Source organism: Flavobacterium seoulense, assembly GCF_000695795.1.
Lineage (GTDB): Bacteria > Bacteroidota > Bacteroidia > Flavobacteriales > Flavobacteriaceae > Flavobacterium > Flavobacterium seoulense.
This window is the reverse complement of record NZ_JNCA01000013.1, coordinates 96181-112846: the sequence shown is the minus strand read 5'-3', so window position 1 is coordinate 112846 and position 16666 is coordinate 96181. Positions and strand designations below refer to the sequence as shown.

The 16666-nt window shown below is 33.3% G+C and carries 16 protein-coding genes and 3 tRNA genes; 6 read left to right on the top strand and 13 right to left on the bottom strand.

Translation table 11 applies throughout. The features are described 5' to 3' along the window. Positions 1–110 precede the first annotated feature (110 nt). Positions 111–914, bottom strand: coding sequence for an endonuclease/exonuclease/phosphatase family protein (locus FEM21_RS06920; protein WP_035659100.1), 804 nt, complete (start codon positions 912–914; stop codon positions 111–113). Between the two features lie 122 nt (positions 915–1036). Here FEM21_RS06920 and FEM21_RS06915 point away from each other — a divergent pair, with 122 nt between their 5' ends. Next, on the top strand, positions 1037–1690 hold the full coding sequence (locus FEM21_RS06915) for a M15 family metallopeptidase (RefSeq protein ID WP_035659099.1): 654 nt from the start codon (positions 1037–1039) through the stop codon (positions 1688–1690). 44 nt (positions 1691–1734) lie between these two features. On the opposite strand, the gene FEM21_RS06910 is transcribed toward FEM21_RS06915, so the two are convergent. Beyond that, positions 1735–2496, bottom strand: a complete 762-nt coding sequence (locus FEM21_RS06910; protein ID WP_035659167.1) for a C40 family peptidase — start codon at positions 2494–2496, stop codon at positions 1735–1737. 13 nt (positions 2497–2509) lie between these two features. Then, positions 2510–3688 carry an acetyl-CoA C-acyltransferase gene (locus tag FEM21_RS06905; RefSeq protein WP_035659098.1) on the bottom strand — a complete coding sequence of 393 codons (1179 nt, stop codon included), beginning with the start codon at positions 3686–3688 and terminating at the stop codon, positions 2510–2512. A gap of 247 nt (positions 3689–3935) precedes the next feature. Between FEM21_RS06905 and FEM21_RS06900 the strand changes: the two genes are divergently transcribed. From FEM21_RS06900 to FEM21_RS06880, 5 genes are all read left to right on the top strand, one after another. Further along, positions 3936–4019, top strand: a tRNA-Ser gene (locus FEM21_RS06900). Between the two features lie 16 nt (positions 4020–4035). Continuing rightward, positions 4036–4110 (top strand) — tRNA-Pro (locus FEM21_RS06895). A gap of 33 nt (positions 4111–4143) precedes the next feature. Continuing rightward, a tRNA-Arg gene (locus tag FEM21_RS06890) sits at positions 4144–4217 on the top strand. 80 nt (positions 4218–4297) lie between these two features. After that, complete coding sequence (locus tag FEM21_RS06885; RefSeq protein ID WP_236353562.1) at positions 4298–5170, top strand: AraC family transcriptional regulator; 873 nt, start codon at positions 4298–4300, stop codon at positions 5168–5170. Between the two features lie 75 nt (positions 5171–5245). Next, on the top strand, positions 5246–6418 hold the full coding sequence (locus FEM21_RS06880) for an iron-containing alcohol dehydrogenase (protein WP_051627525.1): 1173 nt from the start codon (positions 5246–5248) through the stop codon (positions 6416–6418). Between the two features lie 77 nt (positions 6419–6495). On the opposite strand, the gene FEM21_RS06875 is transcribed toward FEM21_RS06880, so the two are convergent. The 10 genes from FEM21_RS06875 to FEM21_RS06830 form a co-directional block, all read right to left on the bottom strand. After that, a complete protein-coding gene (locus tag FEM21_RS06875; protein ID WP_081824660.1) occupies positions 6496–7956 on the bottom strand; it encodes a sialate O-acetylesterase in 1461 nt (486 codons plus the stop codon). 76 nt (positions 7957–8032) lie between these two features. After that, entirely contained in the window at positions 8033–8782 is a 750-nt protein-coding gene (locus FEM21_RS06870) for a shikimate dehydrogenase family protein (RefSeq protein WP_035659096.1), read from the bottom strand. Further along, positions 8782–10179 (bottom strand): tetratricopeptide repeat protein, encoded by a 1398-nt coding sequence (locus FEM21_RS06865; protein ID WP_035659162.1) that lies wholly within the window; start codon positions 10177–10179, stop codon positions 8782–8784. Before FEM21_RS06865 ends, FEM21_RS06870 begins: the two co-directional genes overlap by 1 nt. Positions 10180–10305: 126 nt before the next feature. Beyond that, positions 10306–11499, bottom strand: a complete 1194-nt coding sequence (locus FEM21_RS06860) for an aspartate aminotransferase family protein (protein ID WP_035659094.1) — start codon at positions 11497–11499, stop codon at positions 10306–10308. A gap of 97 nt (positions 11500–11596) precedes the next feature. Continuing rightward, the gene (locus FEM21_RS06855; protein ID WP_051627524.1) at positions 11597–13231 is read right to left on the bottom strand and encodes an OstA-like protein; all 1635 of its coding nucleotides are present in this window, start codon (positions 13229–13231) and stop codon (positions 11597–11599) included. A 172-nt stretch (positions 13232–13403) separates the two neighbouring features. Continuing rightward, the gene (locus FEM21_RS06850) at positions 13404–14183 is read right to left on the bottom strand and encodes a superoxide dismutase (RefSeq protein WP_035659093.1); all 780 of its coding nucleotides are present in this window, start codon (positions 14181–14183) and stop codon (positions 13404–13406) included. Positions 14184–14193: 10 nt separating this feature from the next. Continuing rightward, the gene (locus tag FEM21_RS06845) at positions 14194–14460 is read right to left on the bottom strand and encodes an acyl-CoA-binding protein (protein WP_035659092.1); all 267 of its coding nucleotides are present in this window, start codon (positions 14458–14460) and stop codon (positions 14194–14196) included. Continuing rightward, entirely contained in the window at positions 14453–15112 is a 660-nt protein-coding gene (locus FEM21_RS06840) for a phosphatidylserine decarboxylase family protein (RefSeq protein WP_035659090.1), read from the bottom strand. Before FEM21_RS06840 ends, FEM21_RS06845 begins: the two co-directional genes overlap by 8 nt. Further along, positions 15102–15992, bottom strand: coding sequence for a phosphatidate cytidylyltransferase (locus FEM21_RS06835; protein WP_035659088.1), 891 nt, complete (start codon positions 15990–15992; stop codon positions 15102–15104). Before FEM21_RS06835 ends, FEM21_RS06840 begins: the two co-directional genes overlap by 11 nt. 1 nt (position 15993) lies before the next feature. Beyond that, entirely contained in the window at positions 15994–16599 is a 606-nt protein-coding gene (locus FEM21_RS06830) for a lactate utilization protein B/C (RefSeq protein ID WP_035659087.1), read from the bottom strand. Positions 16600–16666 lie beyond the last annotated feature (67 nt).

Sequence of the window (16666 nt, the reverse complement as noted above, 5' to 3'; positions counted from 1 at the left end):
TATTGGTGATGTAAAAGTCACTTTTTAAGTAACAAAAAATAAAAATACATTTTTAAATTTAATAGCCGAATGAAAATAGTATAAAAAGACTTTTTTTAACGCATCAGCTCTTAATTCATCGAAAAAGTAATTGCAATAGGAATATGATCGGATATTTCTCTGGCTTTTTCGAGAGTTGGAAACTTTTTATAAAAATGTAGTGCTTCGGCATTAGAAACATTTACTTTTGAAGACAAATAAAAGATGTTGTCAAATTCAGAAGCCAGCACTTCATTGTTGACTTGCGTTTTCTTTAAAGAAGTTTTTTGATTCACAAAAGCTGATTTATAACCCGTTTTTTTCAAAGGATTAAAAACATTGTGTGATTGGGGACAATTAAAATCACCAGCAAAAATTAAGTTCAATGTCGGATATTCAGCAGGTAAAAATTTAAAATACTTGATTTCTGTTTCAGGCTGTTTGTTTTTTGTGATGGCATGAAAATTTACTACTGTAAATTGTTTGTTTTTATATTCGAAAGTGCCAAAATAAGGTTCTCTGTCAATTTCTAAATGGTACTTTTTTTCGAGCCAGGCGTCTCCAATTTTTTTCACACTTGAAGTTTTCCAGATAAAAGCATAACGCTCGGTTTTATAAGCGCTGCTGGATGTTGGTTCGCTAATACTATAATCCCATTTATTGCCTTTTCGATTTAATTCCTCAGCCAATTTTGCTACTGCTTGTGGTCCGCCAAAACCTGCTACGACTTCCTGTATAGCAATAATATCGTGGTTTTTGATGGTTTCGGCAATAAACGAAATTTCTTCATTTGTTTTTGATTTTCCTAAGTTTTCGATATTCCAGGAAAGGAGTTTGACTTGACTGAAAATTAATGTTGGAAAAAAGAGAAAAAAGGTAAATAATAGGGTTTTCATGAATTATGGTAGCAGGATATGTTTTCGAAAAAGTGCCAAAATTAGATAAAATCAATTTAGAAATGCCCTTTTATATTTTTGTACATTTGTTTTTCGATCCTCATTAATTCAAAATTCTGCCAATGATTTCTTCTTTAAAAACGATAATGCTTGTTTTATTTTTAGCGGTATTTTTATCTTGTAAATCGCAAAATTCAGTTGTAAAAGAAAATAAAATTACTACAATTGATGATACTACTTTTGTGAATTTGAAAGACTATAGTGCTGATTTTATTTATGATATGAAATATGCAACTGAGGATAATTTTTTGAAAGCCAAAGTCTATGATTGCGCCGAATGTTATTTGAGGCTAAAAACTGTAAAAGCGCTTATTGAGGCTAATAATGTTTTTGTAAAAAAAGGTTTCCGAATTAAATTATTTGATTGTTATCGTCCGTTAGATATTCAAAAAAAGATGTGGGAGATTGTTTCAAATCCTAGTTATGTTGCGAATCCTGCTAAAGGTTCGATTCATAATCGGGGAGGAGCGGTTGATATTACGCTGGTTGATAAAGATGGAAAGGAACTGGATATGGGAACTGGATTTGATTTTTTTGGGATCGAAGCCAGTCATAAATATGATAAATTATCTAAAGATGTAAAAAACAATCGTAAATTGCTTAAAAGAATTATGCTTAAAAATGGCTTTAAAGCACTTGATTCAGAATGGTGGCATTACAATTTACAATCAGCTTTAAAGGATAAGGTTGCCAATGAAAAATGGGAGTGTAAATAGGTTTTCAATGACAATATCAAATGCCAATTAAAATGTCAAATTTTTTAAATTATCTTTTTTATCACTCTTAGTTTGTGTGTATGTTTATTGGTTTCAGGATTAAAAATTCCTAAATGATCGATACGGTCTATTCGTACTTTACCACTGGCGTGAATGATGTAGTTGTTTTCCATAATGATGCCCACGTGGATAATATTTCCTTCATCATTATCAAAAAAAGCCAAATCCCCAGGTTCACTTTCTTCAATAAAACTTAAAGCTTCGCCTTGTGTAGCCTGTTGCGAAGCATCTCTTAAAAGTTTGTATCCGTTAAGCTTATAAACCATTTGAGTAAAACCAGAACAATCGACTCCAAAAGGTGTTTTTCCGCCCCATAAATAAGGCGCATTTAAATATAAATAGGCAGTATTGATAATGTTTTTTTTGTCTTTAGTTCCGTTTACTTTTGTGCCTTCGAATTCGTAATTTTGAGTGTTGATTTCGCTATTATTTAAAAAAGATAAAGAAGAACCCAACGGAATAGGGATTAACAAATTAGAAGATGTAGTGATATATTCGATTAAATCTGAATTTAATATAAGTGTTTCTTTAGATAATTGTTCGAAATTAGTCTTGGATATTTCCTGATATTGTTTAGAATCTACCCAACCTTCGTAACCATCGTATTGTAGCTTAATACGGGACCATTGTTTGAATTTTTCAAGGATTTCAAAATGTTCTCCAAATAAAACCTGAGAGACAATTTCACTTTTATCACTTGCTTCAAATCGAAGAGGGATGATGGCTAGATTACAAATTCCGAACATTAATTTTATTTTTTTAGATTCTTTCAATAACAATTGCCGAAGCGCCACCACCACCATTACAAATAGCTGCAGCTCCAATTTTGGCATTATTTTGTTCTAAAATATGAAGTAAACTTACTAAGATTCTGGCACCAGAACATCCCAGAGGATGTCCTAAGGAAACGGCGCCTCCGTTTACATTTACTTTGTTACTATCTAAATCAAGGATTTTGATATTAGCCAAACCTACAACAGAGAAAGCTTCGTTAAATTCGAAAAAATCAACATCATCTATTGTTATTCCAGCTTTGGCTAAGGCTTTAGGTAAGGCTTTTGCCGGACTTGTAGTAAACCATTTTGGTTCTTGTGCAGCATCGGCATAGCCTTTTATGTAAGCTAAAGGTTTTAATCCTAACTCAAGTGCTTTTTCTTCCGACATTACAATTAAAGCTGCGGCACCATCATTTATTGTTGAAGCATTAGCAGCAGTTACGGTTCCGTCTTTTGTAAAAACAGCATTCAAACTTGGAATTTTGTCTAGTTTGACATTGGCAAATTCCTCGTCTTTAGCAATTATAATTGGTTCGCCACGTCTTTGTGGAACTTCTACAGGAACAACTTCAGCATCAAATTTACCGGATGCCCAGGCTTGAGCAGAACGATTGTAAGATTCAATAGCATAATTATCTTGTTCTTCTCGGCTAATGTTGTATTCCGTAGCGCAAAGATCAGCATACACACCCATCGCCTGATTGTCATAAGCATCAGTTAATCCGTCTTTTTGCATTCCGTCGATAAGAGTAGTTGGGCCAAATTTAGTTCCGTTTCTCAAATTGGTATAATGCGGAATCAAACTCATATTTTCCATACCGCCAGCAATTACCACTTCGGCATCATCAGATTGTATTGCCTGAGCCGCCATCATTACGGCCTTCATTCCGGAAGCACAGACTTTATTTACAGTAGTACACGAAACAAGATTATTTAATCCTGCAAAAAGTGCTGCCTGACGCGCAGGAGCTTGTCCCGCACCAGCCTGAATTACATTACCCATAAGTACTTCGTCAACCAGAGCAGGATCTAAGTTTATTTTATTTAAAGCACCTTTGATGGCTGTTGCGCCAAGTTGAGGAGCTGAAACACTAGATAAACCGCCCATAAAACTTCCTATTGGAGTTCTTGCGGCAGAAACGATAACTACTTTTTTGTTCATGACTTAAATACTATTTGGATTGTATAGGTGTAGCAAATTTACTCTTTTTTGTACAAAATTTATATTTTCAGTTGTTGATTCTCTTTGTCTAAAAATAGTTTTAATTTTATTTGAATCTATGTGTTTGATTGTTAGTGTTTTTTGAATTAAGTGAAAAAAATAATAAAAAAAACTGCAAAAATAGTTGTGAGAAATGAGATGATGTGTTACATTTGCAACCGCAAAACAAGACACGTTCTTTGAGCTTGGAGAGGTGCCAGAGCGGTAATGGAGCAGATTGCTAATCTGTCGACGGGTAACCGTCGCCAGGGTTCGAGTCCCTGTCTCTCCGCTTAATACTTTGTCTTCGGGGTGTAGCGTAGCCCGGTTATCGCGCCTGCTTTGGGAGCAGGAGGCCGCAGGTTCGAATCCTGCCACCCCGACTTTTTTTAATATTTTTTTGTAAAAAATATTATGGTTCCATAGCTCAGCTGGATAGAGCAACGCACTTCTAATGCGTAGGTCGAAGGTTCGAATCCTTCTGGGATCACAAAAGCCACTCAATTGAGTGGCTTTTTTGTTTTTAGTACCATAGAAATACTGAAATTATAAAACGAAAACTGCATCAATTTGAAAAGGCTTGAAATCAAACAAATTATTCAAAAAAAAGAAGATCAAAGTCTTTCTTTTCGTGTTTATGATCTCACCCATGAGCATTTGCAAAATTATTTAGAGCCTCATAAAAAAGATCATTTTTGTATCTTAATTATTGAATCTGGAGAGGTTAAGGTTCATTTAGAAGAAGAAATTTTACATCTTAAAACGGGTAAAATTTCTATGATATTTCCAGAGCAGATTTCGTCTGTTTCATTTTTATCTTCTGAACTTTCTGGTAAAATAATTTTATTTGAAGAAATACTCTTTTGTTCGGATATTTTAAAAAACGAATTATTGTCTTATAATGTCAATCTTTCGACACATTTGAAGTGTCTATTTTTGTCTCCGTCGGAATTTCAACATGTAAAAGCTACGGCTTCATTTATTGAAAATATTTATTCAGATCCAAGTCTTATTCGTAAAGAACAGGGAAGATTTTATATCAAAATTTTGCTTTTGGGATTAATAGAATCTGTTCACGGCCAGCATCCTGTTTTTCAACATGAAAGTGATAAAGTGCTTTATATTCGTTTCAAAAAAATGCTTAACGAACGCTACAAGAATGAAAAGACAGTTCAATATTATGCTTCCAATTTAGCAGTTACTTCTAAAAAACTAAATAGTATTACTAAAAAACATTGCGGAGAAACCGTTAGTAATGCTATTCATAACCGTATTCTTCAGGAAATTAAAAGATTACTATTGTTTTCTGATCTTTCTCATAAACAGATTTCCCTCGAACTTGGATTTAGTTCGCCTTCGGCTCTTAATAAATTTGTTAAAAGTAAACTGGACGAAACGCCTACGGAACTTCAAAAGGAACTGGCTCAAATTTATATCAAATAGACCCGATTGTATAACATTGTCCGTAATGACTGAAATACTTTTGTACTGTATTTAAACATAAAAATAGAGTATAAAATGAGTAAATTATTTATTGCAGGAGAAGTTTTTCATGGCGCAGGAAGTCTTGAGGAATTAAAAAATATTAAAGGGAGCAAAGCTGTAATCGTTACAGGCGGAAGTTCAATGAAAAACAGCGGATCGTTGGATAAAGCAGCAGCTTATCTTAAAGAAGCTGGAATAGAAACTAAAATTTTTGAAGGAGTAGAAGAAGATCCGTCATCGGCTACTTGTTTTAAAGGGGCGGAATTAATGAAAAGCTTTCAACCTGACTGGATTATTGGTTTGGGTGGATGCTCAGCTATTGATGCGGCAAAAATGATGTGGGTTTTTTACGAATATCCGGATGCCGATTTCGAAGCCATGATCAAACCGTTTAATGTACCGGTTTTACGTAATAAAGCTAAATTTATTGCTATTCCATCTACAAGCGGAACAGGTACAGAAACTACTGGTTTAGCAGTTATTACAGATCGTGAAAAAGGAGTGAAATATCCAATTGTTTCTTATGAACTTACACCGGATATCGCAATTGTTGATGGTGAGATTTGTGCATCTATGCCAGCTCACGTAACATCAAATACAGGATTGGATGCTTTGACACATTGCGTAGAAGCTTATGTTTCTAATATTGAAAATAATTATGCAGATGTATTGTCTAAAGGAGGATTGGAAATTGTTTTTAATAATCTAAAAGAAGCGGTACAAAATCCGTCAAATATTCAGGCACGTCAAAATATGCATGATGCTTCTTTTATGGCAGGACTTGCTTTTAATAATGCATGGTTAGGAATTGTTCACTCATTATCACATCAGGTAGGAGCATTATACGGAATTCCTCATGGAGCATCTAACGCAATCTTTTTACCAAATGTGATTCGTTTTAATGCAAAAGAAAGTAATCGTTTTCCAGATTTGGCAAAAGTAATCGGAAAAGAAACAGCCGAAGATTTAGCACAAGCTATAGAAACTTTAAGAACTGAAGTAAACAATCAGTCAGCAATTAAAGATTTCGGAATTTCGCGTGAAGATTGGGATAAAAATCTTGATTTTATTGCAAACAATGCGTTTTTAGATCCATGTACTGGTTTCAATCCTAGAAAACCAACTGTTGATGAATTAAAAGAAATTTACAACGCTTGTTATGACGGAGTTGTGTATCAGGAAAATGTTTTAAGTTCAGTTAATTAATTTTGAGCTTCTAGATTTTAAAAAATCCCATTTCAATATTAAATATCAAAATGGGGTTTTTTAATTTAAGAGCTATTTTATTTAAAAAGCTTTTTCCACGGATTATCTGTTCTAAAGGGAACAGCAGGAAGTCCTTCGTTATTGATGAAATTAGATTGTGCTGCTTCATTCCATCCAAAACGAACATTATAAGGATGTTGTACTTTTGTTGAAGAAATAATTACTTTATTATCTTTTATTTCTGCTTTAGCAGGTACAAATTTCCCATCGGTACCAGCTATAGTAAAATGAGTAAGCGGTTTTTCATCTCGGCTTGCAAGTCCGCTTCCTGTATTAGAAAATGTAACTTCAATGGTATTGTTTACAATTTTCATATTTTGGTAAACTGGTCCGGAATAAATGACATTTGTTTGATTATAAGTTTTATTTGTTGCGAGTAAGCTTAAACGTTTACCAATTTCCCATTTGTTTACAGGATGTAATTCGGTTGTGCTTTCGACCAAATCAGTAATTGAAATTAAAGCCGTATTTTTTAATTTTAGTACGAGTGATTGTGATTCCCAAAATTCAGGAAGTGTTTCGGAACTCAATGGTCTGTCTTTGGAAGCCGAATAATTGTAAGGTGCAATTTGAACCAAATAAAAAGGCATTTTCTTGTCTTGCCAGTCATTACGCCAACTTTCTATAAGTGTTTTTAATTTATAAGCATATCGAATGTTTTCGCCCAAAAAGCAATTAGACTCTCCCTGATACCATAAAAAACCTTTAAGCGTAAATGGAATTAGTGGCTGAATCATGGTGTCGTAAAATTTACCTGCGTCGCCGTCATCATTGCTTAGCTTATCAAGTATTTTTCCATTTTTTAATTTAGGCTCTATTTGTAGTTTTTCAGATTGAATCCAGGGTTCTATACGGCTGCCTGGAACTGCTGCTGAAATTATTCCAATAGGAACATTCAGTTTAGTGTACAAATCTTTGGCAAAATAATAACCTACAGCAGAAAAATCAACCAGAGATCTACCGATAGCTTCATCCCAACCCAGATGTTCAGGACTTGGCGACATGTATTTTCGACGATCAAGAAAAATACGAATATTAGGATTGTTAGCCGTTTTTAAATCATTTACCGGAGGTCTTTTTCCTTTTGCTAAAGAATCGTATTTGCTGTATTTACGTAAGGCAAATTCCATATTTGACTGACCAGAGCATAACCAAACTTCGCCTACTAAGATATTTTTTAATACAATTGTATTTTTTCCTTTGATGATCATTTCGCGTGCAGAGAATGAAGCCTTCATCGGATTTAAGTTTATCGACCATTTTCCTGTATTATCAGCAATTGTGGTTTTATTTTGTCCGGCAAAAGAAACTGATATTTTTTCTTTTGGCGCAGCTGTTCCCCATATTGCTACTTGTTTGTTTTGCTGCAAAACCATATTGTGTCCTAAAATTTTAGGCAGTGTTACATCGGCAAAAAGATTTGGAATAAATGCAAATAGTGTTATTATGGGCAAGATATATTTCCTGATTTTTTTCATTTTTAGAATTTTATAGTATAAAAAAATCACGGATTCTTTTTGAAGGAATCCGTGATTTAAGCTGATTACAAAGTTGTTATTTGTTCCAAATTTCCCAAGCTTTTTCGGCCTGAAAAATAAGCATATCTAAACCGTTTTTTATTTGTGCGCCTCGTTCTTTTGCATTTTTTAAGAACTGCGTTTCTGCCGGATTGTAAATTAAATCGTAAGCAATATGCTGTTCTGTAAATAATTCATAAGGAATATCAGGACAAGAGGTTATATTTGGACTTGTTCCTATTGGCGTCGAATTAATGATAATTTGGTATTCCTTAAAAACATCCGAATTTAACTGACTGTAATCAATAGCTTTTTCGGAAGCATTTCGGGAAACAAATTGATATTCGATACCTAATTCTTCTAAAGCAAATGCAACTCCTTTTGAAGCACCGCCTGTTCCTAAAATCAAGGCTTTTTTATGGTGTGATTTCAATAAAGGTTTTAATGATTTTAGAAAGCCGAAATAATCAGTATTGTAGCCTTTTAATTTTCCTTTTTTGGTAATTTTAATAGTGTTTACAGCACCAATTTTTTTTGCCTTTTTTGATAATTTATCTAAAAAAGGAATCACATCTTCCTTATACGGAATAGTAACATTTAATCCTTTTAAATACTCAGTATTTTGAATAATTTCAGGAAATACATTAATTTCCTGAATATCAAAATTTTCGTAAGTGTAACCTTGGTATTTTTCTTTTTCGAATTTAGTTGTAAAGTGTCCTTTTGAAAAGGAATAACTGATATTGCGCCCCAGTAACCCGAAGCGCTTTTTAGAATTTTGTGTCATTATTGTTTTTTATGTTTTTCGATATAATTTTGCACCATTTTATTTGTCCAGACTACAGGAAATAAATCTTCGATTAAGATATAATTGTCAAAATTTAATCGAAGCGCATTGCTTAGATGAAATTTAGCTTTTCTGGTATCTTGTATCATAAAATAAAGTCCTGCTAAACGATACTCGATTTCATTTGCTTCCGGGAAATATTCTGCTGCTTGCAATAAAGTGTGAATAGCACTTTCAAATTCGCCAAGGAACTGTAAAATATCAACCCAGAATAACCAGGTGTCGAGTTCAGTATCTCCAAATTCTACTGCTTTTCTAAAACCAAATTCGGCTTCTTCAAAAAAGTTCATTTGTTTATTAATCGTGGCATATCTTTTCCAGTACAAACGATTTTGATTATCTATTGCAAGCGCTTTATTTACATAAAATAAGGCTTTTTGAAAGTTTTGCTCACGCAAATAGAAATCAGTAATAGCAATCCATCCTTTGTCTAAAAGCGGATCTTCATGTACGGTTTCGTTGTAAAATTTAAGCGCTAATACTTTATTACCTAATTTTTCATGACATTTTCCTATTCGAAGCAAAGCATACGAAGTGGCATCGTCTAATTCGATGGTTCTGCTGTAACTTTCAATGGCTTCATCATATTTACCTAAACGCTCTAAGGCTTTAGCTTTTTCCATAAAAGCACCTAAGAATTCTTCGTCAATAAGCGTGGCATAATCAAAAGCACGAATGGCATTTTCATAATCTTTTAAGCCATAGTGTAATCTTCCTTTTTGGTGCCAGGCGATTTCACTATATGGATTTTTTTCGATATAGTTATCTAAGTAAATGATTGCTTGTTCATTTTGATCTAAAAACTCATAGCAATATACTACATTGTATAAGGCAGACTGGTCTTCGATATCTTCTTCTAAGCATTTAATAAAACTTTCTTTGGCTAATTCGAGATTGTCCATAAAAAGATATTCCATTCCTATTAAATTATACACATCGGCATAATCATCGGTGTATTGTAAAGCAATTTTTAGTAATTCAACGGCTTTTTCATGTTGGTCTCTTTTAGAGTAAATGTTTGCCTTTTGAATATAAATTTCTTCATTATTGGGCTCAATGGCATATAGCTCGTTAAGTAACTTCTCAGCTATATCCAGTTTATCATCATAAACCAGCATTTCAACTTGTACCAGTTTTAAGCCCGTAGACTTTGGATGTTGTTCTAGTGCTAGTTTAAGCGCTTTTTTCGCTAAAGCGGCCTTACCTGTATCAAGATAATGAAGTATGATTTCTTCAAATTCTTCAGAGTCAAAAAAGAGTACTTTGTTGGTTTTCAACATAGACTCAAATTTGGATAGAGATAAGTTATAATCTTCTTCTTCGTTGCTTAGTTGCATACTTTCTGTGTTTAGAATTTGGCCTACCTTAAAGTTAGGCATCCTTAGTGTTATTTTTGAAGAAAAAAATGAATTATTGTGAACAATTTAATTAACAAAGGGGCTTGGTTAATTGTAGTGTTGTATTTATTTTTTTGATAAAGTCATTACTTCGTCCATTACTTCTAGTATTATGGCACATCCTTCACGTATTTCTTCGTTAGAAATGGTTAAAGGAGGCGTAATTCTGATGGCACATCCTTCAAAGAGTAGCCAGAATAATATAAGTCCTTTGTCCTGACATCTTAAAATAACTTCATTCGTGATTTCAGCATCTGCAGTCATTGCGGCCAGCATCAATCCTTTTCCTCTAATATCCTGTATCAAAGGATGTACCAAAAGTGATCTGAAAAGCTTTTCTTTTTCTAAAGCTTCGTTCATCAGGTTGGTTTCGGTTATTTCTTTTAAAGTAGCCAAACAAGCTGCCGCAATGACAGGATGTCCGCCAAAGGTAGTGATATGTCCTAATTTTGGATTTTCAGTCAATAAATCCATCATAGCGGATGAAGCTGTAAAAGCACCTACAGGCATTCCGCCGCCCATACCTTTTCCCATGGCAACAATATCAGGAACTACATCATAATTCTGGAAACCAAATAAAGTTCCTGTTCGTCCAAAACCCGGTTGGATTTCGTCCAGAATCATTATCGCTCCAACTTCAGTACAACGTGCACGTACTTTTTTTAGAAAATCATTATGAGGCTGAATAAATCCTGCTCCACCCTGAATAGTTTCTAATAAAATTCCGGCTGTTTTAGTGGTGATTTTTTCTAAATCGGCTTCGTTATTGAAAGTGATAAATTCTACATCCGGAAGCAATGGTCTAAAAGCCTGTTTGCGTTCTTCAAATCCCATTACGCTCATAGAACCCATGGTGTTTCCGTGATACGCATTATGGCAGGAAATCAATTGGCTTCTGCCGGTTACTCTTTTAGCTAGTTTTAGCGAACCTTCAATGGCTTCGGTTCCTGAATTGACCAAATAAGTTTTATCTAAAGGAGCGGGAAGGAGTGAGGCCATTAGCTTGCAATATTCTACCGCCGGACTTTGTGAATATTCACCATAAACCATTACGTGCGAATATTTGTCTAATTGGTCTTTAATAGCCTGATTTACTCTTGGATGCTGATGACCTAGCGTACAAGCCGAAACTCCTGCTACAAAATCCAGGTATTTTTTATTGTTGGTATCGTAGATATAAGAACCTATCGCATGCGAAACTTCCATACCTAAAGGATAGGGAGAAGTTTGTGCCTGATATTTTATGAAATCGTTGTTCACTTTTTTTTATTTACCGCAAAGTCTGCAAAGCATTTCGCAAAGTTTACGAAGTTTTTTTATTGAAGTTGACTGACCACTAAAAATTGACCACTGATTACTATTTTTTCTTCTTCTTTTTATCGTAATCAAGTGTTTCTTTTCTCACTTTCATCGGGACATTTTCTTTTGCATCGTCTTTTTTAGTTTCCTCAATCATCTTGTCGTGATAAATATTTTCTTCTTCAGGGAAAATATCGTCTTTCGATTTAATTCTTTCATCGCCACGCCATTTGAATCCTCTAAATTTTCGATCATGTTCGTCAAGTTCGTCTTCAGGGAAAATATCTCCGTCAACCTGCTGAAAAAAAGTAATGGTTTCGATTGTATTTTGGTCAAAAAGAATATTGATTTTACTGCTTACGTTTTTATTAATACCAATGAGCTCATGATCGTCATTTCGCATGTAATAAATTACTTCGGCATTTTTTACAATATCAACATCGTGGAGTTTTCCTTCTTTGAATTTACCAAAGAGATTTAAACCTTTAATTTGATTATAACCTGTTCCGAGGGTATCTTTTGAAATAATAAAAGTATTACCGAGGACTTTCAGTGAATCCAGTTTTTTAGTTTTATTATCGCCTATAAGATGCATAATATCGCCCGTAATCTGGCTTTCGCCATTCCATAAAATAGGATTTCCAATTAGTTTTGTTAATGCAATTTTAGAACTCGAATGAATAGAATCGCATTTTCCGCTCATGTCGGTTTTGTAAAAGCGAACATTATTAAAAGCGCGAATAATTCGATCACCTTCTTTTCCTGTTACCATGAGTTTTTTTCCATGAATATACACAGAATCATTATCTACAAAATTGACAGCAACGGCTCTTTTAGTTACATACATCGAATCTTTTTTCTGGAAAACTTCGGCATAATGACCTTTTACAATTCCCTGATTAATCGAATCCGTAATTTTTACATTTCGTGTTGCTGAAGCAAATTCTTTATTTCGATCATAATACAAACTGTCGCCTTCTATGAGTCGGTTGTCGTATTTTATATAGGATCGTTTGAGAAAATGAGACAGGTTTTTCTTGGAATCATAAAATCCTTTTTCGGTATAAATAAAATTGGCCGCACTCGTTATTGTTGATGGTCCAAAAAGATAGGAATGTCCCGAATTGCTGTAATAATCCAAATGATTGGATTTCATGACATATTTAGGATTAGTAACAACAACTTCGGTTAAAAACTGGAATTTTTTTTGAGCAACATAATACCTTCCAGATTTACTAACTAAAGTGTTTTCTTTGTTGACTATAGTTCCTTTAGTATTATAAAAAACTTCCTGAACGTTTCGGTCAAAATTGATGGTATCTGTCGAAAGAGTTGCATCCGGAGAAGTCATTACGGCATCACCAGTGGCAAATGCTTTTTTTACATTTCCGTTGTATTCAGCATATTTACTATTCAAATAGAGTGTATCTCCTTGAACTAATTGTACGTTTCCAAAAGCTTTAATGTAGTTTTCTTTTTGGAAGAAATAAGCTTTATTACAGGTAAGTACCACACCATCATGATTTACTACTACGTTTCCTGTAAGTAAAAAAGCATCGGGCATTTCAGCTTGATTTACATCAGCGAAATCAGAATGTTCAATAATTATTTTTTTAGGTGTTTTTTGTGCATTTACTTTTATCGAAGTAATTAAAAACAGACTAAAACAGATGAAAATAAGTAATTTATTCAAGGGTGTATATTTTTGCCAAATTTATGAAAAAGGAAACAATCCTAATAAATATTACTATTTATTTATGATTTAGAAAAGTCGCTTTTTGTAATCATGATTTTTGATTGCATAAAAAAAGCTGATGTCTACTTAAAGTAATGCATCAGCTTTTGTAATTGTTTGTATAAAGAGTTTAATAACGCTTCTTAATAAACGTATTTTCATAATTTTCATTGACTTTTGCCCAATTGATTACATTAAAAAAAGCATCAATATAATTACCTCTTCGGTATTGGTATCCTAAATAATAAGAATGTTCCCAAAGATCTAAAGCTAAAATAGGAGTTCCTGGAACAGCTGCATTTCGCATTAATGGATTATCCTGATCTTGTGAATTAGTGATTTGAAGTTTTCCTGCTCTGTCAACAATTAACCAAACCCAAGCAGAACCAAATTGATTATTAGCTTCGGCTTTAAAAGCGGTTTTAAAATCTTCAAACGAACCAAAATCTCTGGTAATTACAGACGCAATGGTGTCTGTAGGAGTTCCGCCGGCGTTGGGAGCCATCGATTTCCAGTAAAGGGAATGATTGTAATAACCACCGGCATTGTTTCTTAATTCGGTGTCGTTAATATTTAATTTTTTTAATATTTCTTCAATAGACAAATTTTCATATTCGGTCCCGGCAATTGCTTTATTTAAGTTATTAGTATAAGTTAAATAATGCTTAGAATAATGCATTTCCAGAGTTAAAGGAGAAATAGCCGGTGCTAAGGCATCATAAGGATAAGGTAATTTTTCTACTAAAAAAGATCCCGGATCGGCTTTTACATCGTCAGGGAAACCAATAGTTATTTTTTCCTGAGCCGATGGAAGCGGAACTTCTACGACTTCAGTAAGTTTTTTGTTATTGCATGAAGTTAAAAAAACGAAAAGCAGCAAGTTTGTAATTGTAAAAAATAATCTTTTCATTGTGATGCTATTATTTTTCGAGAGAATTAATAATTTCAATATAACTTTCTTTAGCTTCATCGGCAGAAATATGGCTAATTTGCATCCAGGCATTGGTTTTAAAAGCATCTCTTAAGTGAAAATTAGAAGTTTGTCTAATTTCCATGGTGCCAATAGTTGCCTGCTTATAAAAAGCATAAAGACGTAGTTGAACATCTTGTGGTAAAGATGCCTGAGTCATTTGTGAAGCTTTTTCGACAGCTTCATTAAATCGAGTCTCTAAATCTTTTTTAGTCATTATCTTTTGTTGCAATAATTGTTTTTCCTCCAATTGCTTTTTGATTCAATACTACATTTATTGGAGTTCCTAAAGGTAAAAATAAATCTACTCTTGAGCCAAATTTAATAAATCCGGCATCAGTTCCCTGTACTACCTGCATTCCTTCCTGTGCATAATTTACAATTCGGCGTGCTAAAGCTCCGGCAATCTGACGGTATAAAATAGCACCAAAAGTATTGTTTTCAATCACCACAGTGGTTCTTTCATTTTCTTCGCTTGCTTTTGGATGCCAGGCTACTAAAAATTTACCGGGATGGTATTTACTAAACTTAATAATTCCGTTCATAGCATATCGAGTTACGTGAACATTGATAGGCGACATGAAGATAGAAACCTGTAAACGTTTGTCTTTAAAATATTCACCTTCGTAAACTTCTTCAATAACCACTACTTTTCCATCAACTGGAGCAATGATTTGATTTTCGTTGATAGTTACTTTTCTTTTAGGATTTCTAAAGAATTGTAAAATGATGATTAAAACTAAAAGGCCAAAGATTTGAACCGATTTTTGCAACCAATAGATATCGATAAATTTATCAGCAAGTAATAGTACAGCAACAGTAAATACTATACCTAATGAAATTGATGGGGCTCCTTCTTTATGAAACATAATTTAAAATTTGGTAAAATAAAAATATAAATGGCGCTACAAATATAACACTATCTAGTCTATCTAGTACACCTCCGTGTCCGGGCATAATATTTCCGCTGTCTTTTACGCCGGCAATTCGTTTGAATTTAGATTCTATCAAATCGCCAATGGTGCCAAATATACCAACAATAGCAGCGATTGATGTCCAAATTAATATGGATTGTTGACTAAATTCAGGTTTTGCTTTTATGTAATATTTAGAGATTAAATAACCTGCAAAAACAGCAAAAACTAATCCTCCTAAGAATCCTTCAATAGTTTTTTTAGGAGATATGCGTTCGAATAATTTGTTTTTTCCAATGGATTTTCCAACAATGTATGCGAAGGAATCATTGGTCCAAATTAAAATGAATAATCCAAGAATGATTTTTGGGTTATAATCTTTTATTCCGAAAGAAATCTTAGTTATAAATACAAACGGTAATATAATGTATCCCACTAAATAAAGATATTTAGACGAAGTACTTATTTTTTGAACATTATCATAAAAAAGGAAAAGAATACATTTTACCGAAACAACTAATGTAACTGCTAATAATATAATGTTGAGCTGCTGAATATTGACTGTGATTTCAATATTTGTCCCTAGATATTCGCTAATTGTGGCGGCAGTTATTTTATTGTAATGACTAATTAATGTTATGGTGCAATACAATAAAGTTCCGGCAATTAATGGTAGTATTTTGTTGACTTGTGTAAGATTACAAAACTCGTAAATGGCAATAATTAAAAATATACCAAAAAGTATAAAAAAACTTTCGGTCGAAAATAATATAGAAGCTATCAATAAAAGGATATAAATAGCACCCGATATTGATCTTTTTAAAGTTTCATTCATTTTAAAGATCTTCTAAAAGCAATAAATAAAGATTTTTAGCCGAACTTCCATATTGGGTAAAGTCTTCTTCTTTTGCTTTTTCAAAATATTTAATAGCTGTAATATTGGTAGGGTAATCTCGTTCGTATTTCTTTTTTATAGCGCTCAATCCGTCGCTTTTCATGGCAAGGATTTGGCTTGTTGTTGCCAGAACTACAATGTCGGTTGGTAGTTCGTTTGGCTTGTGTTGTTTGATTTGTTTTGACGAAAAAAGTATAGAACCTTCTTCGGCAATTAAATTTTCACAACTCGATAAAAGGAATTTAGGATTTGATGGTTTATTGTAACTTAGTTTATTTTCGTCTAATAATCCAAATAAGTTGGAGTCGTAGCAAAGTACTTCGCTCTCAAACCAGTCATTTTCTTCGAGTATGTTTTCAAATTGGTCTTTTACTTCCTGAGCATTTTCACAGTATAAAAATTTACCTCCATTTTTTTTAAAATTGAAGATAAATCGCTCGTCTACAGATATATTATTGTTTTCAGGAAAGAAGTTGTTTTCCTGAGTTTCTTTTTCCTCATCTGATGCCGAAATACTAGATCCAAAAAGTTTTCTAAAAAGACTCATATTTTGTAGGTGACTTAATATAGTGTTAGTAACCGTTCAAAGATAAAAAAATCTTAATTCAAAACGC